The organism is Rhodococcus sp. K11/5 (assembly GCF_055193735.1).
Map to the genome: position 1 here is coordinate 1,412,299 of NZ_CM143721.1, position 22,526 is coordinate 1,434,824.

Annotated in this window: 23 protein-coding genes and 1 tRNA gene; 12 read left to right on the forward strand and 12 right to left on the reverse strand. The window is 68.9% G+C overall.

All coding sequences use genetic code 11. The annotated features are described in order from the left end of the window. Nucleotides 1-292 precede the first annotated feature (292 nt). The 3 genes from ACY466_RS06840 (at nt 293) to ACY466_RS06850 (ending at nt 2,923) form a co-directional block, all read left to right on the forward strand. The gene (locus ACY466_RS06840; protein WP_463250942.1) at nt 293-949 is read left to right on the forward strand and encodes an MspA family porin; all 657 of its coding nucleotides are present in this window, start codon (nt 293-295) and stop codon (nt 947-949) included. A 212-nt stretch (nt 950-1,161) separates the two neighbouring features. After that, on the forward strand, nt 1,162-1,608 hold the full coding sequence (locus ACY466_RS06845) for a hypothetical protein (RefSeq protein WP_463250944.1): 447 nt from the start codon (nt 1,162-1,164) through the stop codon (nt 1,606-1,608). A gap of 52 nt (nt 1,609-1,660) precedes the next feature. After that, nucleotides 1,661-2,923 (forward strand): APC family permease, encoded by a 1,263-nt coding sequence (locus ACY466_RS06850; RefSeq protein WP_463250946.1) that lies wholly within the window; start codon nt 1,661-1,663, stop codon nt 2,921-2,923. A 276-nt stretch (nt 2,924-3,199) separates the two neighbouring features. On the opposite strand, the gene mscL is transcribed toward ACY466_RS06850, so the two are convergent. The 4 genes from mscL to ACY466_RS06870 form a co-directional block, all read right to left on the reverse strand. Beyond that, nucleotides 3,200-3,658, reverse strand: coding sequence for a large conductance mechanosensitive channel protein MscL (gene mscL / locus ACY466_RS06855; protein ID WP_463250948.1), 459 nt, complete (start codon nt 3,656-3,658; stop codon nt 3,200-3,202). An 87-nt stretch (nt 3,659-3,745) separates the two neighbouring features. Next, the gene (locus tag ACY466_RS06860; protein ID WP_463250950.1) at nt 3,746-4,438 is read right to left on the reverse strand and encodes an SAF domain-containing protein; all 693 of its coding nucleotides are present in this window, start codon (nt 4,436-4,438) and stop codon (nt 3,746-3,748) included. Nucleotides 4,439-4,527: 89 nt separating this feature from the next. Continuing rightward, nucleotides 4,528-4,890, reverse strand: coding sequence for an FmdB family zinc ribbon protein (locus ACY466_RS06865; RefSeq protein WP_463250952.1), 363 nt, complete (start codon nt 4,888-4,890; stop codon nt 4,528-4,530). Between the two features lie 112 nt (nt 4,891-5,002). Next, nucleotides 5,003-5,632, reverse strand: coding sequence for a 5-formyltetrahydrofolate cyclo-ligase (locus ACY466_RS06870; RefSeq protein WP_463250954.1), 630 nt, complete (start codon nt 5,630-5,632; stop codon nt 5,003-5,005). A gap of 58 nt (nt 5,633-5,690) precedes the next feature. Here ACY466_RS06870 and ACY466_RS06875 point away from each other — a divergent pair, with 58 nt between their 5' ends. From ACY466_RS06875 to ACY466_RS06885, 3 genes are read left to right on the forward strand one after another with little or no spacing between them, the layout of a single operon-like run. Beyond that, the gene (locus ACY466_RS06875; RefSeq protein WP_463250956.1) at nt 5,691-6,632 is read left to right on the forward strand and encodes a UTP--glucose-1-phosphate uridylyltransferase; all 942 of its coding nucleotides are present in this window, start codon (nt 5,691-5,693) and stop codon (nt 6,630-6,632) included. A gap of 31 nt (nt 6,633-6,663) precedes the next feature. Beyond that, nucleotides 6,664-7,920 (forward strand): molybdotransferase-like divisome protein Glp, encoded by a 1,257-nt coding sequence (glp, locus tag ACY466_RS06880; protein WP_463250958.1) that lies wholly within the window; start codon nt 6,664-6,666, stop codon nt 7,918-7,920. A gap of 30 nt (nt 7,921-7,950) precedes the next feature. Continuing rightward, nucleotides 7,951-8,601 (forward strand): GNAT family N-acetyltransferase, encoded by a 651-nt coding sequence (locus ACY466_RS06885; RefSeq protein WP_463250960.1) that lies wholly within the window; start codon nt 7,951-7,953, stop codon nt 8,599-8,601. 73 nt (nt 8,602-8,674) lie between these two features. Here ACY466_RS06885 and ACY466_RS06890 read toward each other — a convergent pair whose 3' ends face one another. The 4 genes from ACY466_RS06890 to ACY466_RS06905 are packed head-to-tail and all read right to left on the reverse strand — an operon-like array spanning nt 8,675 to nt 12,943. Then, nucleotides 8,675-9,586 carry a TAXI family TRAP transporter solute-binding subunit gene (locus ACY466_RS06890; protein WP_463250962.1) on the reverse strand — a complete coding sequence of 304 codons (912 nt, stop codon included), beginning with the start codon at nt 9,584-9,586 and terminating at the stop codon, nt 8,675-8,677. Further along, a complete protein-coding gene (locus ACY466_RS06895; RefSeq protein ID WP_463250964.1) occupies nt 9,583-11,004 on the reverse strand; it encodes a sensor histidine kinase in 1,422 nt (473 codons plus the stop codon). The genes ACY466_RS06890 and ACY466_RS06895 overlap by 4 nt, the downstream gene beginning before the upstream one ends. Next, nucleotides 11,005-11,661 carry a response regulator transcription factor gene (locus ACY466_RS06900; protein WP_463250966.1) on the reverse strand — a complete coding sequence of 219 codons (657 nt, stop codon included), beginning with the start codon at nt 11,659-11,661 and terminating at the stop codon, nt 11,005-11,007. 10 nt (nt 11,662-11,671) lie between these two features. Next, complete coding sequence (locus ACY466_RS06905) at nt 11,672-12,943, reverse strand: Nramp family divalent metal transporter (protein ID WP_463250968.1); 1,272 nt, start codon at nt 12,941-12,943, stop codon at nt 11,672-11,674. 228 nt (nt 12,944-13,171) lie between these two features. Here ACY466_RS06905 and sepX point away from each other — a divergent pair, with 228 nt between their 5' ends. The 5 genes from sepX (at nt 13,172) to ACY466_RS06930 (ending at nt 17,619) form a co-directional block, all read left to right on the forward strand. After that, on the forward strand, nt 13,172-13,942 hold the full coding sequence (sepX, locus tag ACY466_RS06910) for a divisome protein SepX/GlpR (RefSeq protein ID WP_463252165.1): 771 nt from the start codon (nt 13,172-13,174) through the stop codon (nt 13,940-13,942). Between the two features lie 48 nt (nt 13,943-13,990). After that, nucleotides 13,991-14,066: transfer RNA gene (locus ACY466_RS06915), tRNA-Ala, on the forward strand. A 235-nt stretch (nt 14,067-14,301) separates the two neighbouring features. Then, nucleotides 14,302-15,183 carry an oxygenase MpaB family protein gene (locus ACY466_RS06920; RefSeq protein WP_463250971.1) on the forward strand — a complete coding sequence of 294 codons (882 nt, stop codon included), beginning with the start codon at nt 14,302-14,304 and terminating at the stop codon, nt 15,181-15,183. A 79-nt stretch (nt 15,184-15,262) separates the two neighbouring features. Then, nucleotides 15,263-16,750, forward strand: coding sequence for a flavin-containing monooxygenase (locus ACY466_RS06925; RefSeq protein WP_463250973.1), 1,488 nt, complete (start codon nt 15,263-15,265; stop codon nt 16,748-16,750). Continuing rightward, nucleotides 16,747-17,619, forward strand: a complete 873-nt coding sequence (locus ACY466_RS06930; protein ID WP_463250975.1) for an SDR family NAD(P)-dependent oxidoreductase — start codon at nt 16,747-16,749, stop codon at nt 17,617-17,619. The genes ACY466_RS06925 and ACY466_RS06930 overlap by 4 nt, the downstream gene beginning before the upstream one ends. On the opposite strand, the gene ACY466_RS06935 is transcribed toward ACY466_RS06930, so the two are convergent. The 4 genes from ACY466_RS06935 to ACY466_RS06950 form a co-directional block, all read right to left on the reverse strand. Then, the gene (locus ACY466_RS06935) at nt 17,582-18,094 is read right to left on the reverse strand and encodes an SRPBCC family protein (RefSeq protein WP_463250977.1); all 513 of its coding nucleotides are present in this window, start codon (nt 18,092-18,094) and stop codon (nt 17,582-17,584) included. The two genes, ACY466_RS06930 and ACY466_RS06935, sit on opposite strands and share 38 nt — an antisense overlap. Before the next feature lie 12 nt (nt 18,095-18,106). Next, entirely contained in the window at nt 18,107-19,144 is a 1,038-nt protein-coding gene (locus tag ACY466_RS06940; RefSeq protein WP_463250978.1) for an SDR family oxidoreductase, read from the reverse strand. Next, nucleotides 19,141-20,424 carry an aspartate aminotransferase family protein gene (locus tag ACY466_RS06945; RefSeq protein ID WP_463250980.1) on the reverse strand — a complete coding sequence of 428 codons (1,284 nt, stop codon included), beginning with the start codon at nt 20,422-20,424 and terminating at the stop codon, nt 19,141-19,143. The genes ACY466_RS06940 and ACY466_RS06945 overlap by 4 nt, the downstream gene beginning before the upstream one ends. Before the next feature lie 343 nt (nt 20,425-20,767). After that, nucleotides 20,768-21,310, reverse strand: a complete 543-nt coding sequence (locus tag ACY466_RS06950) for a CGNR zinc finger domain-containing protein (RefSeq protein ID WP_463250981.1) — start codon at nt 21,308-21,310, stop codon at nt 20,768-20,770. 118 nt (nt 21,311-21,428) lie between these two features. Here ACY466_RS06950 and ACY466_RS06955 point away from each other — a divergent pair, with 118 nt between their 5' ends. Continuing rightward, nucleotides 21,429-22,415 (forward strand): EamA family transporter, encoded by a 987-nt coding sequence (locus ACY466_RS06955; RefSeq protein ID WP_463250983.1) that lies wholly within the window; start codon nt 21,429-21,431, stop codon nt 22,413-22,415. The last annotated feature ends 111 nt before the right edge of the window (nt 22,416-22,526 follow it).

A 22,526-nucleotide genomic window follows, 5' to 3' on the forward strand; every position in this document is an offset into this window, starting at 1 on the left:
CTCGACGTATCCGCAACCGCCGTTCACACGAACGAAACCGGAACCCGTCGGTAACCGATTCGTGACCCGTACGCAGGGATTGTCACGATTCGGTTGACCCTCTAAGGTTTCGCACAGGTTCGGCGCGTCGGGGCGTTCGAGTCTCTACTTCTCCCCGTCACTCCGTTCTCGCACAGTCCGATTCGTAGGCCACCCGCCTGCGGTCGCCGCCTGATAGGTTCGCGCTCAGCGTGGCCGATCGGGAAGATCAGAGCCCGACAGCGCACCCGGCGCAACAAGCGCAGGGACGAACATGATGAGGAAGTACATGACCGTTATTCAGAAGCCGCGGCGTAGCCGGGGGCTCAAGTCCATGCGTGCAGCGGTCGTCGCCAGCGCCGCAGTTGTCGGCCTCGTCGTCGGCACCGGTTCGGCATCCGCCGCAATCGACGACTCGAACTCCATCGTCGATGGCAGTGGCAACACCGTCACGGTTTCCCAGGCCGACACCTTCATCAACAGCGTCGCGCCGTTGAGCGGAAGCCCGCTCGATCGCGAGTGGTTCCACAATGGCCGCGCGATCGTCGAGGTCGCCGGACCCGACGCCGCCGACTACGAAGGCGCCGTCACCGTCGGATACCAGTTCGGCTACCCGGGCTCGATGGCCGGCACGCTGACCGTCGGCTACACCACCCCGCAGATCAGCCTCGACTTCGATGGCGGCGGTTCGGTCTCCGACATCCTCCCGCAGGCTGGTGCATCGGTCGAGCTCGGCTACGGACCCGGAATCGCTGACGTCGTCGTCGGCGAGGGCGTCGCATCCGGCGAGCGCACCGAGATCGCGATCTCGAACGTCCAGGGCACTGCCACCGGCATCCTCGGAAACGTCACGGTCCGTCCGTACGTCAAGGTGACCGGCAGCAACGGTGACACCGTCACCACCTACGGCACGCCGTGGCGCTTCAACTGATCCTGGCCCCGGCCATGATCGGTCGCTGACCGAGAAATCGGCAGCGCCTCGCACCACCTCGACACCCCGTCCGGATCACTCCGGACGGGGTGTCGTCGTGTGTGGTGACCTCTCATGGCCGTCGTCCACGCTCGGTCATGGGATGTCACCGTGTTCCTGTGATCCACTGCCCCAATGCATCTCACGCTCTCGGCATCTGGTGGAATGGGGTCATGACGTTCGGAATCACCACGCGCGCACTGGGCGCCGCTTTCGCCCTCGCATCGGTCGTTGCACTCGCCGGGTGCAGCAGCAGTGACACGGCGGCTGCGGACGATCAGGGCGACAACGCCACCGTCTGCACGGATTTCGAGTCCGCGTACAACGATTTCACCGCGCTCGTCGCGTCCGGCCCCGTCGATGCGGACGTCGAAGGGTGGACCGCCGCGAAGACCGAAGAGATGCAGAAATTCGCCCCGCTGGCGGACACCGCGACCGGAGACGTCGAGGCCTCGCTGACGGCGCTGAACTCCGCGCTGCCCGCCGATTCCCTCGAGCTGACGGAGCCGGACAGCGCGTCGGGCCAAGCGTTCGTGGACAACTCGACCGCGGTCGCCTCGGCGTGCGACGCCGCCGGCACTCCGGTCACGCTCGACGAGTTCCCGCTCCTGACCTTCTGATCCCACGCATGCGGCGCACACGGGTTCCCGATCCGATCGGTCGGCCGCCGCGGTGAACACCGGCGATTCCGGCAGTCTGCGTCGCACTCTCGGTGTGGGCGATTCGGTGTGGATCGGACTCGCCGCCATGGTCGGTGCGGGGATCTTCGCCGCACTCGGTCCCGCCGCGTCGGCCGCGGGTGCTCTGGTTCTGGTCGCGCTGGCGGTCGCCGCCGTCGTCGCCTACTGCAACGCGATGTCCTCGGCCCGGCTTGCGGCGCTCTACCCGGAGTCCGGCGGCACGTACGTCTACGGCCGGAAACGGTTGGGCCCATTCTGGGGATACCTGGCCGGCTGGGGATTCGTCGTCGGCAAGACCGCGTCCTGCGCGGCCATGGCGTTGACCGTCGGCACGTACGCCTGGCCGGGTCACGAGCACGTGGTTGCCGTCGCCGCGGTCGCGGTGGTGACCGTCGTCGACTACGTCGGTGTGCAGAAGTCGGCTCTGGTGTCGCGGACGATCGTCGTCCTGGTGTTGACCGTGCTGGCCTTCGTGGTGGCGGTGAGCCTGATCGGTGGACCGAGGGGTGATGCGGCGCCCGATTCCGTCGAACCCGGTGTCGCGGGTGTGATGCAGGCCGCGGGACTGCTGTTCTTCGCGTTCGCCGGGTACGCGCGGATCGCCACTCTGGGCGAGGAGGTACGCGACCCGAAACGCACCATCCCACTGGCGATCTCGATCGCGCTGCCCATCGCCCTGGCGGTGTACGCCGCCGTTGCGGTGGCCGTGCTGACCGTTCTCGGTCCGTCGGGTCTCGCGTCGGCCACGGATCCGTTGGCCGAGGCGGTGCGCGCTGCGGGGTTCGGTGAATTCGACATCGTCGTGCGCGTCGGTGCGGTACTCGCGGCATTCGGTTCGCTGCTCGCGCTGGTTCTCGGAGTGTCCCGCACCGCTTTCGCCATGGCCCGCGACGGTCATCTGCCGCGAGCGCTGAATGCGGTGCACCCACGTTTCGGCGTGCCGCACCGCGCCGAGCTGGCCGTCGGACTGGTGGTGGCGATCGTCGCTGCCACCGCGGATCTTCGTGAGGTGATCGGGTTCTCGTCGTTCGCGGTGCTGACCTACTACCTGATCGCCAACGCCTCGGCGTGGACCCTGTCGCCGCGCGCGAGCAGGCGCGTGGTGCCGGCCGCGGGCGCCGCGGGGTGTGTGCTGCTGGCCGTGTTCCTGCCGGCGGCGTCGGTGGGTGCGGGTGTCGGGGTGCTGTCGATCGGTGCGCTGATCTACGCCGTGCGGCGCGGGCGCCGGAGCCGCTCGGAGTCAGGGGCACCCTGATGTTCCGAGACGGACCGAACGGCACCCTCACTCCGGTGGGAATGCGAGCCGCTCGGAGTCAGGGGCACCCTGATGTTCCGAGACGGACCGAACGGCACCCTCACTCCGGTGGAAACCGGAGCCGCTCGGAGTCAGGGGCACCCTGATGTCGCGAGACGGACCGAACGGCACCCTCACTCCGGTGGGAATGCGAGTCGGTCGGAGTCAGGGGCACCCTGAGGTCGCGAGACGGACCGAACGGCACCCTCACTCCGGTGGGAATGCGAGCCGGAACCGCTACTTCGCGTGCGCCCCGGTCGAACCACCGTCGGTCGAGTTTCCCGTGACGCCGTCGGGACCGGTGACGACGCCGTCGGACTTGCCCTCCGCCAACAGGTCTCGGATCTGGATGAGGATGTCCTGATCGCTCAGCGACGCCTCGGGCTTGGCGGCGAAGCGCGCCTTCGCGGTGTTCACCGGCAGGATGAGGACGAAGTACACCACCGCAGCGATGATGACGAAGTTGATGGCCGCCGTGACGACCCCGCCGAAGTCGACGAAGGTCGCGGCGTTGCCCTCGCGCAGCTGCACGCCCCAGCCCAGTTCGTCGCTCGCACCGATCGAGGCGATGAGCGGGTCGATGATGTTGCTGGTGAACGCGGTGACGATGGCGGTGAACGCCGCACCGACCACCACGGCGACGGCGAGATCCACGACATTGCCGCGCAGCAGAAAATCCTTGAAACCCTTGAACATGATCGGCCCCTCTTTCACCGTCGGACACCCCGGACGACGAGCAGCTTAACCGAGCGCGCGGTCCGAAACAGCTCAGCGAGTTCCAGCTCAGCGCAGAGTGACGGTCAGGGCTTCGGTCAACGACGCCGCCGCGACCGAGGTGGCGGCATCGGCGGGCAGCGCCACCAGGACCAGCTGCTCCCGCCGTGCGGCCCCGGTGCCGGGGGCGGACACCAACACCACCGTCGCGTCGGCGGCGAGGACCCGTCCCACGGCAGAGGCCGAGGACTCCGAGGATTCGCCCGACACCGTCACCACGTCGACCGCGTCGCCGGCCCGTAGAAGCTCCGCGAGTTCGGGATCGGCGAGACGCAGCGGCACGATGCGCGCGTCCACGTCGGGGCCGATCGCGGCAGCGGCCAGGCGGGGGCCGAGGAGCCTGACGTCGGTGATGGTCTCGCCCTGCCGCACCGGCGAGGCGACGGTGTGACCGGAGGCGTCCACGACCGCGGTGAGCGCGCCCGACGGCCGGGCGTCCACGTCGACCCGATCGACACGAAGGTCGGCCGCCTCGACGACGTCACCGGGTGTCAGGTCGCGGACCGCCACCACCACGTCGGCGCTGCCGCGATCGGGATCCGACCGAAATGCCGCGAGAGCCGCGCACACCACCAGGAGCGCCGCGACGACGCGTCGGAAACGCGGTGTCCGGAGCTGGTGGGGGAGCGACGGGATGCGATCGAGGAGATGGGGGCGAAGGGCCGCGTCACCGACGGGCCGGGCGCGCGAGGATGCCGACATGGCTCGACGCTAGGACCGAGAAAGCCCGGTGCAGCGACGCCGGACGTACCTGTGGAGAGCGCGCCCGCAGTATCCCCGGGCGCGGAAGATCAGCTTGCGCTGGTGGACTTCGAGGAGCTGGACGTGCTCGAGCTGTCGGACTTCTTCGCCGACGTGGACTCGGACTTCGACTCGGTCTTGGTGTCGGACTTCTTCTCCGACGACTTCTTGTCCGACGAGCCCGAGTCCGAACCGGAGGAGTCCGACGATCCCGAACCCTCACTGGTGCTCGACGCGCCGCGGCTGTCGTTGCGGTAGAAGCCGCTGCCCTTGAACACGATGCCCACGTTGTTGAACAGCTTGCGCAGCTTGCCGGAGCACTCGGGGCACACCGTCAGCGAATCGTCGGTGAACGACTGGACGATGTCGAAACGGTTGTCGCACGCGGTGCAGGCGTATGAGTAGGTGGGCACGATTCCTCCACTGTGCAGCTGGTCCCTGCGCAACCGATGTCGGTCGCACGCAGGGAAGACAAGATTCTCTGGCACTCTACAGCCGACAGTGCCAACGCCGTCCGCGGCGGTGCTATTCCTCCGCCAGGGCCACGAGCCCGCCCGACGGCGTGAGGACGTGGGTCATGCGGACGTCGTGCGGCTCGCCGGGCAGGTGGTCGACGAACTCGTGGTCGTGGACCACCGCGACCAACCGGGCGTCCGGCCGGGCCGCGTGCAGCGTGCGGTCGTAGAAGCCGGCGCCGCGGCCGAGCCGGGTGCCGCGTCGATCGACCGCCAAGGCGGGCACCAGGACCACCTCCGCCGCGGCCAGGGCGTCGGGCGGCAGGTGAGGTTCGGCCGGCTCTCGCAGTCCGAATCGGGCCGGCACCAGGGCGTCGGGTCCGGTGTACACGGCCCACCGCATCGGACCCGGTTCACGGGCCACCGGAAGGATGATTCGTGCGCCGGACGCCAACAGAGCGTCGAGCAGGCCGGGATGTCCCGGCTCGGCCCCGACCGGCACGTACGCGGCAATGGTGGGCGGCGTCACACCTCTGCGCGCCTCGGCGCTGTCGGCCGACGGATCGGCTCCCGCTTCGCGCGCCAAATCCGAGGCCGCGTGAGAGAGTGCCAGGGATGATCGCCGCCGTGCGGCGTCGGACAGCCTCCGGCGGGCGTCGAGAACGTCGGCTCGCCACCCGGGTTTGTCGACTGCCGTCATGTGGAAACCATAAGGTCTCGCGAAAGAACTTCGCGATCTCTACGGATAGGGTGTGCGCATGAGCTCAGCTTCGGTCGGAAAGAACCCGCCATTCCGAACTGCCATCGTCCCGGCAGCAGGCATGGGGACGCGGTTCCTCCCCGCAACCAAGACTGTGCCGAAAGAGTTGCTGCCCGTGGTGGATACACCCGGTATCGAGCTCGTGGCCGGGGAAGCCGCCGATTCCGGGGCCACCAAATTGGTCATTGTCACCTCGCCCGGGAAAGACGGCGTCGTGGCGCACTTCGTCGAGGATCTGGTTCTCGAATCGAAATTGGAAGCCAGCGGAAAGCTGAAACTTCTCGAGAAAGTCAGGGTTGCTCCCAAGCTCCTCGACGTTCGCTCCGTGATCCAGCACGAACCGTTGGGTCTCGGACACGCGGTCGCGTGCGCCGAGGCGGCGCTCGATGACGACGAGGACGCCATCGCCGTGCTGCTCCCGGACGATCTGGTGATGCCCCGCGGCGTCCTCGACGTCATGGCGCGCGTGCGGGCCAAGCGCGGCGGATCCGTGCTCTGCGCCATCGAGGTCCCCGAGGACGCGGTGTCCGCCTACGGCGTCTTCGACACCGAGATCGTGCCCGACGCGGTGAACCCCAACGTGCTCAAGGTCAACGGCATGGTGGAGAAACCCAAGAAGGAGGAGGCGCCCTCGCTGTACGCGGCGGCCGGACGCTACCTACTCGATCGGTCCATCTTCGACGCCTTGCGGCGCATCGAGCCCGGTGCCGGCGGCGAACTCCAGCTGACCGACGCCATCGCACTGCTCATCGAGGAGGGCCACCCGGTCCACGTGGTCGTGCACCGCGGAGTGCGACACGACCTCGGAAATCCCGGGGGTTATCTCCGCGCTGCGGTTGACTTCGCACTGGAACGTGACGATTACGGGCCCGCTCTGCGCGAGTGGCTCCAGGAACGCCTCAGCGACGACTGGGCGCCGGAGCTCACCACCTACGAGTGACCAGCTGGTTCTATGTGAGCGAAAGGTGCGGATGCGCTCGGTCGAGGAGCAACAGTCACGGGTGACCGCCGCCGCGGTGGCCCCGCGGCCGGTCCGAGTGGCCATCTCCGAGGCGCAGGGTCTGCTCTGCGCCGAAGAAGTGGTGACCGAGCGTCCGCTGCCGGGGTTCGATCAGGCGGCCATCGACGGCTACGCGGTACGCAGCGTCGACATCGCCGCCGCGGGTTCTGCGGTGGACGACAACGGTGACGCCATCGACATCTCGCTGCCGGTCGTCGGTGACGTCGCGGCCGGATCGCGGCAGCCCATTCGGCTGCAGCCGCGGCAGGCCGTGCGCGTCGACACCGGCGCACCCCTCCCGACGCTCGCCGACGCGGTGCTGCCGGTGGAGCACGCCGACCTGGTCAAGGGACGTATCAAGGTTCTCGCCCCGGTCCGGTCCGGCGAGTACGTCCGCCGCATCGGCGACGACGTGCAGCCCGGCGACGTCGCCGTGCGCTCGGGCACCATCATCGGTGCCGCCCAGGTCGGACTGCTCGCCGCCGTCGGCCGTGACAAGGTCTTGGTGCACCCGCGGCCCCGGCTGTCGGTGATCTCGATCGGCGGCGAACTGGTCGACATCGAACGCACACCCGGTCAGGGCCAGGTCTACGACGTGAACAGCTACGCGCTGGCCGCCGCCGCGCGCGACGCCGGGGCGGACGTCAACCGCATCGGCATCGTCAGCGGCGACCCCAAGCGGCTGCGCGAAGTGGTCGAGGGTCAGCTCATTCGGTCGGAGATCGTGGTGATCGCCGGCGCGGTGGGTGGCAGCGCATCGGAGTCGGTGCGCGAGGCGCTCGAGGACTTCGGCGACATCGAGGTGGGCCGTGTGGCGATGCACCCCGGATCGGTGCAGGGGTTCGGTCAGCTCGGCCGCGACGAGGTCCCCACGTTCCTGCTGCCGTCGAACCCCGTCAGCGCGCTCGTCGTCTTCGAGGTCATGGTGCGCCCACTGGTGCGTATCGCGCTCGGACGACGCCAACCCATGCGCCGTATCGTCACCGCCCGCACCGTCGGTCCCATCACCTCCATCGCCGGTCGGCGTGCGTACCTGCGCGGTCAACTGATGCGCGACGAGGCGACGGGCGAGTACCTGGTGCAGGCCCTCGGCGGTGCACCCGGCAGCAGTTCGCACCTACTCGCGACGCTGGCCGAGGCGAACTGCCTGGTGATGGTCGACGCGGAGACCACCGAGGTGCGCACCGGCGAAGAGGTGGACGTCGCATTCCTCGCCCAGCGCGGGTGACGCAAGCCCTCGGCCGTAGAGTTTTCTGTCATGCCGGGTAAGTGGTCGAGCCATCCAGGGTGGCCGGCGAAGTTGGGACCTCTCACGGTCTCCGCGGGTGAGGTCACCGTCCGCCCGGTACGGCTGCGGGATGCGGCGGTGTGGTCGCGCACCCGCATCGACAACCGCGCCCATCTCGAACCCTGGGAGCCCAGCGGTGAGGCGCCGTGGGAGATCCGGCACGCGATCTCCTCCTGGCCGCCCCTGCTGTCCTCCCTCAAGGCCGAGGCCCGACGCGGCGCGATGTTGCCCTTCGCCATCGAGCTCGACGGCACGTTCTGCGGACAGCTCACGGTCGGCAACATCGTGCGCGGTGCGCTGCGATCGGCGTGGATCGGGTACTGGGTGTCCAAGGACGTCGGCGGCCAGGGCGTCGCGACCGCTGCACTGGCACTGGGCCTCGATCACTGTTTCGGCACCGCGGGTCTGCACCGCATCGAGGCCACCGTCCGCCCCGAGAACCACGCCAGCCAGGCGGTGCTGCGCAACGTCGGATTTCGCCAGGAGGGCCTGCTCGAGCGATACCTCGACGTCGACGGCGCGTGGCGCGACCACATCCTGGTGGCCATGACGGTGGGCGAGACGCAGGGGACCGTGTGCGATCTGCTGGTGCGCAGCGGCCGGGCGACCTGGTCGCGCTGATGTCGCCGGGAATCCGGTGCGGAATCCCTCGCTGAGCGAACATTTCTGCACCGGATTCTTCCGACGAACGACCTCAGCCGTGCAGCTCCCGGTAGGCGCGCGCCGCGCCGGGGTGCAACGGGATGCCGGAGGTGAAGGGCAGCGAGAGCCGGTCCAGAAACTGCGTTCCCAGTGTCCCGGCCGGCACCAGGTCCGCCGCGCCGTCCACCAGCAGTCGCACCACCGCGCCCGCTTCGGCGTCGGACAGATCGGGCCGCGTCAGCAGAATGTTGGCGGTACCGATGGTCGGGGTCGGTTCCGTCCCTTCGTAGACCGACGCCGGCACCACCACGCGGTCGTAGGCGAACCCGAATCTCGTCCGCATCGCCGTGACCTCGTCGCCGAGCGGTACCAGCGTCAATCTCCGCGGCGACGCCAGTGCGGGGGTCGGGATACCGCCCGCCCACATCAGGGCGTCGATCCGGCCGGCCAGGACCGCGCTCACCGCATCGGCGAGGGGGAGCAGTGACACGTCGAGATCGGTCTCCGGATCGAGGCCGGCCGCGATGAGCAGGCGCCGGCCGGTGAACGCCGCACCCGATCCGTCGGCACCGAGATTGACGCGCCGACCACGCAGTGACGCGAGAGTCGGTGCGGCCGCGCGGTTCTCGGTGGTCACGGCCAGCTGGAGATAGTTCTCGTAGACCCGCCCGATGCTCAGACCGCGATCGGGATCCGCGACGGCCGAATCCGCCAGGCTCAGAGCAAGATCGACTTCGCCGCGAGCGAGAAGCCGACGGTTCTCCACCGATCCGCTGGTGCTGACCGGCGTGATGCGCACCGGCCCCGACCGGGCGGCGACCGCGGCCAGCGCCTCGGCGAACGTGAGGTAGAGCCCGCCCTCCTCGCCCGCCGCGAGGGTGAGGGTCCGCGGCGGATCGGCAGCGCACGCCGTGGCCGCCGCGGCGACGGCGGCGGCGTACAGGAAGTGCCGACGGCTGATCACGGGGCCGCCGGAAGGGTGATGCGCACGATCAAGCCGCGCGGGCGTGCCGAGTCGATGTCGACGTGGCCGCCGTGGCCGGTGGCGAGCGCTCGGGAGATGGACAGGCCCAGACCGGATCCGGCCGGCCGCTCGCCGCGAGGTGCGGCGCGGTAGAAGCGCTCGGTCAGCAGCGCGGTCTCGGCCGGATCGACGCCGACGCCGTCGTCGACGATCGAGATTCGAACGTGCGCACCGGCGTCGACGGTCACCGTCACCGTGGAACCCGCCCCCGCGTAGCGCAGCGCGTTGTCCAACGGGGCGTCCAGCATCTGGGCGAGTGCATCGTGGCCGACGGCGACCTCGGCGTGGTCCGGCACCTCGACCTCCAGGGACATGTCCGCGCGCGCGTAGGCGTCGTGCCAGGCGTCGATGCGGTCGCGCACCACCGCGACCGCGTCCGACGCGTCGTCGTGGTGGTCGTGCTCGTCGTCCGGTCGCCGCCCGCCGCGATTCTCTTCGGCCACCGCCAGATGCAGGAGACCGTCGAGAATGTGGGTGAGCCGGGCGACCTCGGTGACGGCAGCGTCGTAGGTGGGGCGGGACGCGTCGGGAACAGCGGGTTCGAGGCTGTCCAGACGGAAGGTCAAGGCCGTCAACGGGTTGCGCAGAGTATGTGCGGTATCGGCGGTCAGGCGGCGTTGCGCCTCGGTCGATTCCCGCACGGTCGAGGCCATGACGTCGAAGGAGCGGGCGAGGGTTCTGATCTCGGGGGGTCCGGCGTAGCGAAGTGCCGGTTCGTCCGCGGTGGGCGCGGTGCGGCCGCGCGCCGGGAGCGAACGCGTCAGGTCGCTCATCCGTTGGGACACCACCGACAGCGGCCGCAACACCCACCCACCGATGGCGTGCGCGAGCAGTCCGAACAACGCCATCGCGATCACCCCACCCGCGGCGACGACCGCCCAGATCACCGAGATGTCCTGCCGCGCCGCATCGGTCGACGCGACGAGGGCGACGGCACCGTCCACCTGCACACTGGTCCCCACCGGACGGGCGACGACCACCGTCGACGGACCCCACGGCAGCAGTCGCGCCACGGTCTCCGGTCGTTGGCCTCGGGTGGCCGCGGCCATGGCGTCCGCGATGGAGGGGTCGGCGGGGGAGACCCCGGCCTCGGCGACCACTTCCCCGCGAACGTCGGTCACGAGAACGCCGTCGCCGTAGAGGGCGTGGTACCGCTCGACGTTCTCGAGCAGAACCTGCGGATCGCCGCTTACGTAGGCGGAGGTCGCGAGGACCGCGAACCGGTCTGCGTCGGCGCCGCGGTCCAGGATCAGCTCCGAGGTCCGGTTTCCGGCGGCCACCAGCGCGAGGGGTACGGCGAAGGCCAGCACCGCGATCGCCGCGAACAGCGCGAGCGCGGCGAGGAGTCGGCGGCGCACTCACGGCCCCCAGCGGTAACCGAAACCGCGGATGGTCTCGATCAGTCCGGGACGGCCCAGCTTGCCGCGCAGCGCCGTCATGTGGACGTCGAGCGAGCGGGAGACCGTCACGAAGGCGTCACCCCAGATCTTGTCCATCAGTTCCTGCCGACTCACCGCCGATCCCGGCCGCGACGCCAGCGCCTCGACCAGTTCGAACTCCTTGGCCGTCAGCGCGATCGGCTGTCCGTCCACGTCGACCCGGCGGGCGGCGAAGTCGACGCGTACGTCGCCGGTGACCACCGAGTCCGGTGCGGTGACCGCGGCGGCGGCGCGGCGCGACACCGTCTCCATCCGGGCGAGCAGTTCGCCGAGGCGGGGCGGCTTGATCAGATAGTCGTCGGCACCGCCGCGTAGTCCGCGGACGATCGACCGCTCGTCGGACCGCGCGGTCAGCACGATCACCGGGACCGCGCTGACGGTGCGGAGACGACGCAGGACCTGCAGTCCGTCCATGTCGGGCAGACCGAGGTCGAGGATCACCAGTTCGGCGTCACCGCGATGGAGGAGGAAGTCGTCGCCGCGGCGGAACCGCGTCGGCTGATGCGCGCGGGCGGCGAGGGCGTCGACGAGGGCGTCGCCCACCCCGTCGTCGTCCTCCACCACCGCTACGCGCATCGGCTCATTCTCACAGGTAGGTGGTGATCACCGAGTGCACTTGATCGACGGCGAGCCAGCCGAAGAGGAAGGTGCACGTACCGAGGGACAGATTGGTGAACCAGCCGTTGCGCCATTCGCGCGGAACCCGGTCGGAATTGAGCAGTCGGAGCAGGGTGACGGCCAGGAACGGCATGAACACCGCGCCGAGCACGCCGTAAGCGAGAACCAGTCCGATGGGCTCGTCGAGCCAGAGCAGTGCCATCGACGGGAAGGTCAGCCACACGATGTACCACTTGAAGTACTTGCCGCCGACGCGAGTGTCGGCGTGGCCCTGCGGAAGTCCCTTCAGGTTGCCGGCGAAGTCGGCGAACATCAGGCTCACGCCGTTCCACACACCGATGAGCGAGGAGAAGGACGCGGCCCAGAAGCCGATGAGGAACACGTAGCCGAACACGGTGCCGTAGCGATCGGCGAGCACGTCCGAAAGCTGGATCAGCCCTTGATCTCCCGTGGTGATGGCGATCTGCGCGGAGTAGAGCAGCTCGGCGCCGACGATGAGCATGGCGAGGACGAAGATGCCGGAGATCACGTAGGCCATCGAGTTGTCGATGCGCATGACCCTCATGAACTTCGGTGTGATCCAGCCCTTCTCGCGCAGCCAGTAGCCGTATGCGGCCAGGGTGATGGTGCCGCCGACGCCACCCGCGAGCCCCAGGACGTAGACGATGGAACCGTCGGGAATGGTGGGGACGATGCCCGCGACCATCTGCGGGACGTTGGGAACGGCGACGATCGCAGCGCCGATGACGGTCACGAACATGATGCCGACGAAGACGGTGATGATCTTCTCGAAGAAGCCGTAGCTACCCAGCCACACCAGCCCGAAGCCCAGCAGGCCGGACGCGATGGCCACGACCTTGAGGTCGAGGGCCGGGAACAGCGCGACGATGGGAAGTGCACTCGACGACATCGCGGCGGCGCCGTAGACGAACCCCCAGATCACGATGTACGGGGCGAAGTACGCCGTCGTCCACTTCCCGAGCGAGCGCCAGCCCTCGAAGATCGTGCTGCCCGACGCCAGCGTGAAGCGGCCGGCGCCCTCGACGAGCACCACCTTCAGCACGACGCCCACGATCACCACCCACAGCAGGGCGTAGCCGTAGCGCGAGCCCGCGACGAGGGTCGCAACGAGATCGGCCGCGCCGATACCCGTGGCCGCGACCACCAGTCCGGGGCCCACCACCTTCCATTTCGGTGGTGCCGTCGATTCCGGTTGTTGGGAGACGTCCTGCGTTGTCATGTCTGAGCTCCTCCGTCGGTGATGTGGACCACTGTGGCGGCACTCACATCGGCGGGGGAAGTCTTACGCGTGTTTCCTAACGCTCCCTTAGGGCAACAATCCGGATCTGTGACGGATGTGACATGAGTTCACTCGGGCGCGGCGCGTCGGAACGGCGTCGGGCGCGCCCACCACTACGCTTTCGAACCAAGACGACATGACGGTTCGGTGCGGAGAGGAGGTGGCGTGGTGCCCAATTCGGTGATCTGGATCGGTCTCGTGGCCATCTGGCTGTTCGTGCTGGTTCCGATGGTGGTCAAGACTCGCCCGCGTATCCGACGCACCACCGAAGCGGCGCTCGCGACACGAGTGCTGCACCGCGGAGACGCCGCGCCTCGCGTGGTCCGTGGCCCGGCGACCGGACATCGCAGTGACCCCGACTGGCAGCCGGAAGAATCGGAGCATGTCATGAAGACGCACGCCGAACGTCTCGAGGCGGACGACGCCGCCGAGCGCGATACCGAGGATGCGGAGCACGTGGACGAGTACTTCGAGGACGAGTTCGTCCCCCGTCGCCGCGGACGCGGCGGCTTCGACCCCGAGGCCGACGCCATCGCGCGCGCCGCCCGATACGCCTTCCGTCAGCGTGCCGTGCTGGGTTCGGCCTTCGTGATCCTGATGTCCGCTGCGCTCGGGTTCCTGGCGACGCCGATCTTCTGGTGGGTCTTCGCCGTCACGTTGGCCGGCCTGTCCGGCTACCTCTTCTACCTCCGGCGCCAGGTGCGCATCGAGGAGGACATCCGGCACCGCCGCATGCAGCGATTGCAGCGCTCGCGCCTGGGGGTCGAGTCGGCCACGGACCCCGAGCTCGCGCTCACCCCCGAGCGCCTGCGTCGCCCCGGCGCCGTGGTGCTCGAGGTCGACGACGAGGATCCGGCGTTCGATCACCTCGATCACTACGACGATCGCGTGGGCACCGAGCACCTCGACGTCCGCATGCGTCGGGCCGCGGGGGAGTAGCCCCGCGTCGGCTGCTAGAGTTCGTAACCGTTCCCGTTCGCGGGTTCCGGGGCTGTGGCGCAGTTGGTAGCGCGTCTCGTTCGCATCGAGAAGGTCAGGGGTTCGATTCCCCTCAGCTCCACCATCGACCGTCATCCGCTTCGCGGGTGGCGGTTTTGTGGTTCGCGGACTCCGTCGATGCGCACACTCTGCATACGGCGCACACCCCCTGCAGCACGCTGTATAGGGTGCGCATTCGAGCAAGGGGTGCGGATCGGCGCGCGGGCAGAGCGAGACATGGACTCGCGAGCGGCCACTCGCTACCATCGTGACGCCGGTCACCCGTACGGGCACCCCCACCGGCGAACTGGAGGCCGACGATGAAGCGCTTCGCATTGCGTGACCGCACGGACACTCTCGACCCTCGGACCGACTTCGAGGAGATCGCCCGCATCCTGGCGACGCAGGAGTTCCCCTGGGACATCAACCAGGCGCTGAGCTTCGCGCTGTTCCGCACCTACGCCGTCCCCAGCATCGGGCGGTTGCTGTACGACACAGGGGAGTTCACCGAGCGCGTGCAGAAGCGTTACGACGACACGGGTCTCATCCTCGACGCGGTCCTCGAACACGGGATGGGCAGCACCACCGGTCGCTCGGCCATCCGCCGCATGAACCAGATGCACGGCTCCTACGACATCTCCAACGAGGACATGGTCTACGTCCTGTCCACCTTCGTGGTGATCCCCGTTCGGTGGATCGCGCAGTACGGCTGGCGCGATCTGACGGCCAACGAGATCGAGGGCACGACCAACTACTACCGCCACCTCGGCAAGCACATGGGCATCCGCGCCGTCCCGGAGAGCTTCGAGGCCTTCAGTACCTATCTCGACGAGTACGAACGGGAGAATTTCTCCTACGACGGCGGTGCCCGCGCGGTCGCGGACTCCACCCTCGAACTGCTCGTCACGTTCCCGCCCAACGACAAGGCACCCGCCTCCCTCGTCACCCGGTTCTCCTTGGCGCTCATGGACGAACCCCTGCTCGACGCGTTCCGCTACCCGCATCCGTCGCCGCGCGAACGCAGGGCCGCGGCCTTCGCGTTGAGGGCGCGGTCGCGGTTGGTTCGACGACTCCCGGTGCGCACCGAGCCGAGGTTCGCCCGGCACATGCCGAACTTCCGCAGCTACCCGAACGGATACACCGTCAGCGAGCTGGGAACGTTCCCCGGCACGTGTCCGGTCGCCCATCACGCAACCTCGTGACTTCGCCGCGCCGCCCGAGCCGCCACAGGTAATCTCCCATTCGGTCGGGGACCGGTCGGCGACAATCAGGGGGACGTGGATGCACAGGTACACCGTCGTGATCATCGGCAGCGGATTCGGCGGGCAGTGTGCCGCGAAAGCGCTCCGCCGAATGGGGATCGAGGACTTCGCGGTGCTGGAACGGCGATCGTTCGCCGGCGGCACCTGGAAGCAGAACCGCTATCCCGGCGCCGCGGTCGACGTGCAGAGCCCGCTCTACTCGATCGCCTCGGAGCCGTTCGACTGGACGCGGATGTTCGCCGAGCGCGAGGAGCTCGAGCGCTACACCGATCACGTGCTGAGAAGCAACGGCATCCTCGATCGGATCCACCTCGACACGAACGTCGAGCGGATCGAATGGCAGGGCGATCACTGGTCGATCGCCACCTCGGCGGGGCCGTTCGAGGCCCGGTTCGTCGTCAACGCCAGCGGTCCGCTCAGCACCCCGGTCATCCCGAACTTTCCCGGGCGAGAGACGTTCCGGGGCACACAGTTCCACACCAACGACTGGGATCGCGAGCTGGACCACGGCGGCAAGCGTGTCGCCATCGTCGGCAGCGGAGCCAGTGCCGCGCAGGTGATCCCGGCGATCGCCCCCGACGTCGAGCACCTCCACGTCTTCCAGCGCACCCCGCACTGGGTGATGCCGCGCAACGATCGCGAGTTCACCCCGCTCCAGCGTCGCCTTCTGCGGTTCGAACCGGTCCGGCGTGCGGTACGGGCGGCCATCTACTGGACCCTCGAGACCCGCATCATCGGGTTCAAGTACTCGCGGCGCGGGCTCGCCCTGGTCGCCGAGCGCAGCGCGCGCAAGCTCATCGCCGAGCAGGTGCGAGACCCCGATCTGCGTGCCGCGGTGACCCCCGACTACACCATCGGATGCAAGCGAATCCTGCTGTCCAACACGCTGTATCCGGCCCTTGCGTCTCCGAACGTCAGCCTGCACACCGCGGACGACGGAATCGCCGAGGTCACCGAGACCGGAATTCGCACCACCGGCGGCGAGCACCTCGATCTCGACGTCATCGTGTGGTCCACCGGGTACGACGCGACGGACGGTGTCATCTCCTACCCCGTCGTCGGCCGAGACGGAAAGGCCCTGGCCGACGTCTGGGATCCGTACCCGCGCGCCTACCTCGGCACCACGATTCCCGATTTCCCCAACCTGTTCGTGGTCACCGGCCCCAACACCGGCATCGGACACACCTCCGCGATCTTCCTCATCGAGGCGCAGATGGAGTACATCGCACGGGCGATCTCCGCGGTGCGCGACGCCGGTGCCGCGTCCATCGAGGTGACCGCGGCGGCCGAGCAGGACTACACCGACACCATCCACGAGGAAATGGACGGCACCGTGTGGAAGGACGGTGGCTGCCACAGCTGGTACCAGTCCAAGTCCGGGCACGTCGTGGCGATGTTCCCCGGCTTCAGCTTCACGTTCCGCCGCTGGGCGAGGAACTTTCGTCCCGAGCATCACCGGATCGCGCGCCACGCCGATCTCCGCGAGACGGTCGGGGCGAGCGAATGAACCTCCCGCGTCGGCGAGGCCGGCTCCGCCGCGACAGCGTCGTTCTCGTCACCGGTGGGGCCGGGGGAATCGGCGCCGCCATCGCGACGAATCTGCACCGCCGCGGCGCCTCGGTGATGCTGGTCGACATTCCCGGCTCGGACGTCGACGGCGTGGCCGCGCGGCTCGGACCGGACCGGGTCCTCGTCGCGCACGCCGACGTCACCGATCGCGCCCAGCTGGACGCGGCCGTCGAGCGGACACTGTCCCGGTTCGGGCGGCTCGACGTGGTGATCGCGAACGCCGGAATCGCCAGCGGCCGTGAGGCGTCCACCATCGCCTCGGTGGCGGACGGGGTGTTCGAACGGGTCATCGGCGTCAACCTGCAGGGAGTCTGGAACACCGTGCGGGCGGCGCTGCCGCACATCGTGGACTCGGGCGGGTACGTCCTGTTGACGTCGTCGACGTACGCGTATCTGAACGGGCTGGCCAACGCCCCCTATGCGGCGTCGAAGGCGGCGGTCGAGCAGATCGGGCGGGCGCTGCGCGTCGAGCTCGCCGGCACCGAGGCGACGGCGGGCGTGCTGTATCCGGGGTGGGTGGCGACGCCCATCGCGGACGTGGCGTTCGGTTCCGACTCCATCGCGACCGCGCTGGTGTCCAAGGCCTTTCCGTCGTTCCTCTTGACGCCGTTGACACCCGAGACGTTCGCGAAGGCCGCGGTGCGGGGTATCGAGAAGCGGTCGGCGCGGATCCAGGTGCCGAGGCGGTGGGTTCCGGTGTCGCTGCTGCGCGGCATCGTCAATCCCGTCACGGACCGACTTCTCGAGCGCAACGGCGAGATCGTGCGTCTCACCGGCGAATTGGAGCGTCGTTCGCCGACGTCGTGACCGACAGCACACCCGCGGCGAACAGCCCGTCGACGATGCGGTGCACGCCGTCGGCGAGTTCCGTTGCGGCGACCGGGTTGAGCAGATCGGCCATCGACGGAATGCCGATGTCGACGGCCGCGTCGAAGGTGATGCCGACGCGACTGCCGGTGTTCACGAGATCGGAGTGTTCGTGTTCGCCCACCGCCCACCGCCCGTCGAACGATCCGAGGTCTCCGCTCGACTGCTCGAACACCACCGTCCGTTCCGCGCGGTCGACGACGTCCCGTTCGACCCACTGCAGCAGTCCACCGCGAAAGTGCACGGACCAGGACGACAGGCGCGTTCCCGACGCCGGATCGTCGTCGGAGACGGTGATGCGGTCCACCGACGGGACGTGAGTGCCGAAGTCGGCGAAGTCCGCGATGCGCTCGAACACCTCGTCCGCGGGGACGCCGACGACGACGGCGCTGACGCCGATGAGGGAGGGGGACATGGTGAGAATCCTTTACGCGGTCGGAGCGAGCGAGGGATAGGCGGCGGGGGAGCGCGCCACGAGGTGTCGAGCGGTGAGACGGGCGTAGCGTTCGACGTCTTCCTCCGTGCGGCGAGGCGGTAGTCGATCCGATCCCAGCGACGTGGGAAACGGACTGGTGTTGAACAGGTTCGCCACGGACGCGAGCAGATTCGCGAACTTGGCGCGCGCGGGCCCGTCGAGCATGTCGAAGAAGGCGGGCTTCCAGAGCCGGTGGAACACCTCCGGGTGCAGTCGTCGCGGCGCGTGGACGGCGACGCCGAGGGCGGTGGCCTCGTCCACCATGACGTGGATGAGCGCGTCGATGTCGAGGGCGGCGCCGCCGCTGGTCGCCCAGACGATCCGGCGCCGAAACGATTCCGGGTGATCGACGACTCCGGCGATGGTCTCGGCCACCACGTCGCGAGGCACGAAGTCGTACTGCAGCGCGTCCTCGCACAGCACCACGGGCAGCGTTCCGCGCAGAAAAGCCTTGATGAGGGTGTGCAGTCCCTGCAGTTCCGAGATCTCGCCGGTCTCGGAGTCTCCGCACACGATCGACGGGCGGACGATGGTCCAGTCCAGCCCGCTCTGCGAAACGATCGCTTCACCGGCCCGCTTGCTCGCGATGTAGGCGCCGGGGTGCATCGTGGCGTCGCCGCCGGTGACGTCCGGGACCACCGGTTGCTCCACGAACGCCGTGCTCACGTGCACCATGCGGGCCCCGGCCTCGCGGGCCAGCTCGGTGACGTGGCGGACCCCGTTCACGTTGAGGGCAGCGGTGGCATCCGCGTCCGCGGCGAAGTCGACTTCCCCGGCGCAGTGCACCACGACGTCCAGATCGGTTGCGAGAAGGGACCACTGGACGTCGTCCAGTCCGAATCGCGGTCGTCGTAGGTCGCCGTGCACCACGCGGTCCGCACCGTCGACCGGCCGGCGGCCGGCGAGTGCGGTGACGTGATGGGTGCGGCGCAGGGCGTCGAGGGTGGGAATCCCGACGACGCCGGAGGCTCCGGTCAGCAGGACGGTCATCGGTGATCCTCGGTGGTCGGTCGGTCCCCCGACGGGGCGGGGCGACCGAGGTGGGCGGTAGTGCGGCACGCGGCCCGGAACGCGGTGAGCAGCCAGTCGACGTCCGCGTCGGACATCGTCGCCGGTGGCGTCAGCCGCACCACCGGGCCGGCGTTGAGGGAGTGGTTGGTGACGACGCGGTGATCGAGCAGAGACAGGAGAAAGTGCCCGGCCGCACCGGCATCGGTGAACTCGAGGCCGATCAGCAGCCCACGCCCGCGCACGTCGAGCAGCGGCCCGCCCGGGTGGTCGGCTGCGATGGACCGCAGATCTCGCAACAGCCGCTCACCGACGCGTCGGGATCGCGCGACGAGGCCCTCCTCCTCCATGGCGGCGAGCGCCGCGCAGGCCGCGGCCATCCCCAGCGGCGCGCCGGAGAAGGTGGAGGTGTGGAGGGCGAAATCGACGTCGAAGGCGCGGAAGGCGTCGGGAGTGGCGACGGCGGCCGACACCGGAACGATTCCCCCGCCGAGGCTCTTGCCGACCAGCACGATATCCGCGTCGACCTTCTCCCGGTCGCCCTCCCAGGCGAGTCCGGTGCGGCCCAGACCGGTCATGATCTCGTCGAGCACCAGCAACGCCCCGCGGCGGTGGCACAGGTCGGCCGCGGCGGACAGATACCCGGGCGGGGGCATGGTGACCCCGCCTTCGCCCTGGATCGGCTCGAGGAACACGCACGCGTCCGAACCGTCGATCCCCAACGCGCAGTCGAGCGCGGCCAGGTCGCCGTAGGGCACATGTGCGGCGGGGACGAATCGACCGCGAAAGGGGTTCTGGTAGGCGGGGTTCGCCGTCAGCGCGAGGGCGCCCAGGGTCTTGCCGTGGTACCCGCCGCGGGCACCGATCAACCGGGAACGACCCGCACCGCAGGCCATCTTGATGGCGGCTTCCGTGGCCTCGGTGCCCGACGAGGCGAAGTACACCTTGCTCAACGCGTCGGGCAGGGTCGCGGTGAGTGCGGCCGCGGCCTCGGCCACTCGCGGTTCGAGGAGCGTTCGCGTGGAGATCGGATGGCGACCGAGTTGCGCGATCACCGCGTCGACGACACGTGGGTGCCGTGCGCCCAGCAGCAACGCGCCGTAACCGCCACAGTTGAGGTACTCCACATCGGCGGTCGACCACACGCGAGCGCCGGCGGAGCGATCCTCGACGATGCCGCCGAGCATCGAGGCGACGCGAGCCCAGGACGAGCTCAGGTGCGTTCGGGTGATGGTGTCGGTACCGACCGTGGACATCGACATGGACTGGGCTCCCGGGGTGTGGGCGAGAACGAACGAGACGGGAAAGAACCGAACCGTCGTTCGCCCTCCGTGATCGCGAATCTAGCCACGCGTCGGCGGCGCCGTCAACCGGAGCGAGGCGCCGCGGCGTCGCCGCGCAGGAACTCCAAACCATCACCGGCACAGTATTTTCCACGACTTGTTCGCCCACCGAACGGTGAACCGCGGCTCACGCCGGATCCCCGACGACGGTCGCGATCAACGCCCGCTACGCCCCCCAGCCGCCCCTCTGTGCGAGCCAGAATCTGCGAATACTCGTTCACCTCGACGGGCACGCGGAAGCGGGTCGATCGTCGCGCGGACGTCAGGTGCGTTTGCGTGCGCGGTAGGCCGCCACGTTGGTGCGATTGCCGCAATTGCCCGTGTCGCAGTAGCGCCGAGAACGGTTGCGCGACAGGTCGACCAGGACGGCATCGCAATCGTCGGCCTCGCAGGTGCGTAGGCGCTCGAGTTGTCCGGACCGCACGAGTTCGGCGAGAGCGACGGCGGTCTCGGCGAGCATTCGATCGGCGAGCGGCGCGTCGTCGCGTGTCACGTGCAGGTGCCATCCCCACGAACCGTGTCTGGTCAGGTGCGGTCGTGCGTCGGACTCGGCGAGCATGGTGTTCACCGCTCCGACCAGTCGGTCGACGTCGTCGGTGTCCCAGAGCGTTCGCCATCGAGGCCGCAGGGCTCGGACGGCGTCGAGTTCGTCGTCGGTGCCGTCGCGGCGGCCGGTCCAGTCGTGGTCGTCGAGCAGGCGGTTCAGGGTCGCGACGTCGGTGAGCCGGTCGTCCTCGTCGGCCGCGGTGTTCACCAGGGCTGCCGCCCAGACCAGCGCCGACTGTGTGTCATGAGCAAAAATCATTTGACTCGTGACCTCCTCCGTCTCTAGTGTCATGACCAATCTACCGTTTCACTCATGACAGCCGCAGTTGCATCGACAGACGCAGCCGCATCGCTGTGTCCGCGAGAAAGGCCCGTCGATGTCCGCCGTTCCCGGTGTTCACCGCACCTCCCGATCGGGGGTGCTCGTCGCCCTGCTGTCCGCCGTGTCGTTCGGACTGTCCGGACCCTTCGGCAAGGCTCTGACCGAGACGGGGTGGTCACCGGAAGCGGCGGTACTCGCGCGCATCGTGGGCGGCGCGGTGGTGTTGTTGCCGCTCGTTCTCCTCGTGGGGCGCAGCGCGATCGCCGGGTTGCGGCGCGCGCCGGTGACGGTGATCGCCTACGGACTCATCGCGGTCGCCGGCGCGCAGGTCTGCTTCTTCAACGCGATCCAGCATCTGTCGGTCGGAGTCGCGCTCATGTTGGAGTACCTCGCTCCCATACTGGTGATCGGCTGGATCTGGATGCGCACCCGGCGTCGGCCCCCGGTCCCGACGCTGGTCGGCGTGGTCGTCGCCCTCACCGGAGCCGTCGTCGTCCTGGACGTGACGGGCGGGGCGAGCATCGATCTCGTCGGTGTGGCCTGGGGTCTGTCGGCCGCGGTCTGCCTGGCCTTCTACTTCGTCGTCTCCGCGAAGCAGGGCGACGCCGTCGATCCGTTCGTCCTCTCCGCGGCAGGTCTGGCCGTCGGCGCCGTCGGCATCTTCGCGGCAGGGGCCCTCGGTGTCCTTCCCCTGCACGCCGGTACCGCAGACGTGGCCCTCGCGGGATCCGTTCTGTCCTGGTGGGTGCCGGTACTGGTGCTCGCGGTGGTCAGCGCCGCCATGGCGTACGTGCTGGGCATCGTCGGATCGCGCGCCCTCGGTGCCTCGACCGCGTCGGTGATCGCGCTGGTGGAGGTGCTCTGCGCGGTGGTCGCCGCGCGCGTCCTGTTGGGGCAGGCGATCACCCCCGTTCAGATGCTCGGGGGCGCAGCCATTCTCGCCGGAGCAGCGATCGTCCAGTGGCGATCCGGTGCCCCGGAGCCGGCGGAGTCGCGGATTCCGATCGCCACCGCGGAATTCCGCCAACAGGAAGTGGGATAACGGACGGTCCGTTCTGGGTGAATGGCCGCGATGTATGGTGACGGTCAAGCTGGATCGTGCAGCCGGGGTTTTCTCGCGGGGTCGAGAATCACGGAATCGATCGAATACCGC

What these genes read in the sequence shown, in the direction of transcription:
- ACY466_RS06860 (WP_463250950.1), bottom strand. Translation starts at nt 4,438, where the DNA reads ATGTCGGCATCCTCGCGCGCCCGGCCCGTCGGTGACGCGGCCCTTCGC.
- ACY466_RS06870 (WP_463250954.1), bottom strand. Translation starts at nt 5,632, where the DNA reads ATGACGGCAGTCGACAAACCCGGGTGGCGAGCCGACGTTCTCGACGCC.
- ACY466_RS06945 (WP_463250980.1), bottom strand. Translation starts at nt 20,424, where the DNA reads ATGTCGATGTCCACGGTCGGTACCGACACCATCACCCGAACGCACCTG.
- ACY466_RS06935 (WP_463250977.1), bottom strand. Translation starts at nt 18,094, where the DNA reads ATGTCCCCCTCCCTCATCGGCGTCAGCGCCGTCGTCGTCGGCGTCCCC.
- ACY466_RS06905 (WP_463250968.1), bottom strand. Translation starts at nt 12,943, where the DNA reads ATGACAACGCAGGACGTCTCCCAACAACCGGAATCGACGGCACCACCG.
- ACY466_RS06940 (WP_463250978.1), bottom strand. Translation starts at nt 19,144, where the DNA reads ATGACCGTCCTGCTGACCGGAGCCTCCGGCGTCGTCGGGATTCCCACC.
- ACY466_RS06885 (WP_463250960.1), top strand. Translation starts at nt 7,951, where the DNA reads ATGCCGGGTAAGTGGTCGAGCCATCCAGGGTGGCCGGCGAAGTTGGGA.
- ACY466_RS06920 (WP_463250971.1), top strand. Translation starts at nt 14,302, where the DNA reads ATGAAGCGCTTCGCATTGCGTGACCGCACGGACACTCTCGACCCTCGG.
- ACY466_RS06950 (WP_463250981.1), bottom strand. Translation starts at nt 21,310, where the DNA reads ATGATTTTTGCTCATGACACACAGTCGGCGCTGGTCTGGGCGGCAGCC.
- ACY466_RS06925 (WP_463250973.1), top strand. Translation starts at nt 15,263, where the DNA reads ATGCACAGGTACACCGTCGTGATCATCGGCAGCGGATTCGGCGGGCAG.
- ACY466_RS06840 (WP_463250942.1), top strand. Translation starts at nt 293, where the DNA reads ATGATGAGGAAGTACATGACCGTTATTCAGAAGCCGCGGCGTAGCCGG.
- glp (WP_463250958.1), top strand. Translation starts at nt 6,664, where the DNA reads ATGCGCTCGGTCGAGGAGCAACAGTCACGGGTGACCGCCGCCGCGGTG.
- ACY466_RS06875 (WP_463250956.1), top strand. Translation starts at nt 5,691, where the DNA reads ATGAGCTCAGCTTCGGTCGGAAAGAACCCGCCATTCCGAACTGCCATC.
- ACY466_RS06900 (WP_463250966.1), bottom strand. Translation starts at nt 11,661, where the DNA reads ATGCGCGTAGCGGTGGTGGAGGACGACGACGGGGTGGGCGACGCCCTC.
- ACY466_RS06845 (WP_463250944.1), top strand. Translation starts at nt 1,162, where the DNA reads ATGACGTTCGGAATCACCACGCGCGCACTGGGCGCCGCTTTCGCCCTC.
- ACY466_RS06930 (WP_463250975.1), top strand. Translation starts at nt 16,747, where the DNA reads ATGAACCTCCCGCGTCGGCGAGGCCGGCTCCGCCGCGACAGCGTCGTT.
- mscL (WP_463250948.1), bottom strand. Translation starts at nt 3,658, where the DNA reads ATGTTCAAGGGTTTCAAGGATTTTCTGCTGCGCGGCAATGTCGTGGAT.
- ACY466_RS06955 (WP_463250983.1), top strand. Translation starts at nt 21,429, where the DNA reads ATGTCCGCCGTTCCCGGTGTTCACCGCACCTCCCGATCGGGGGTGCTC.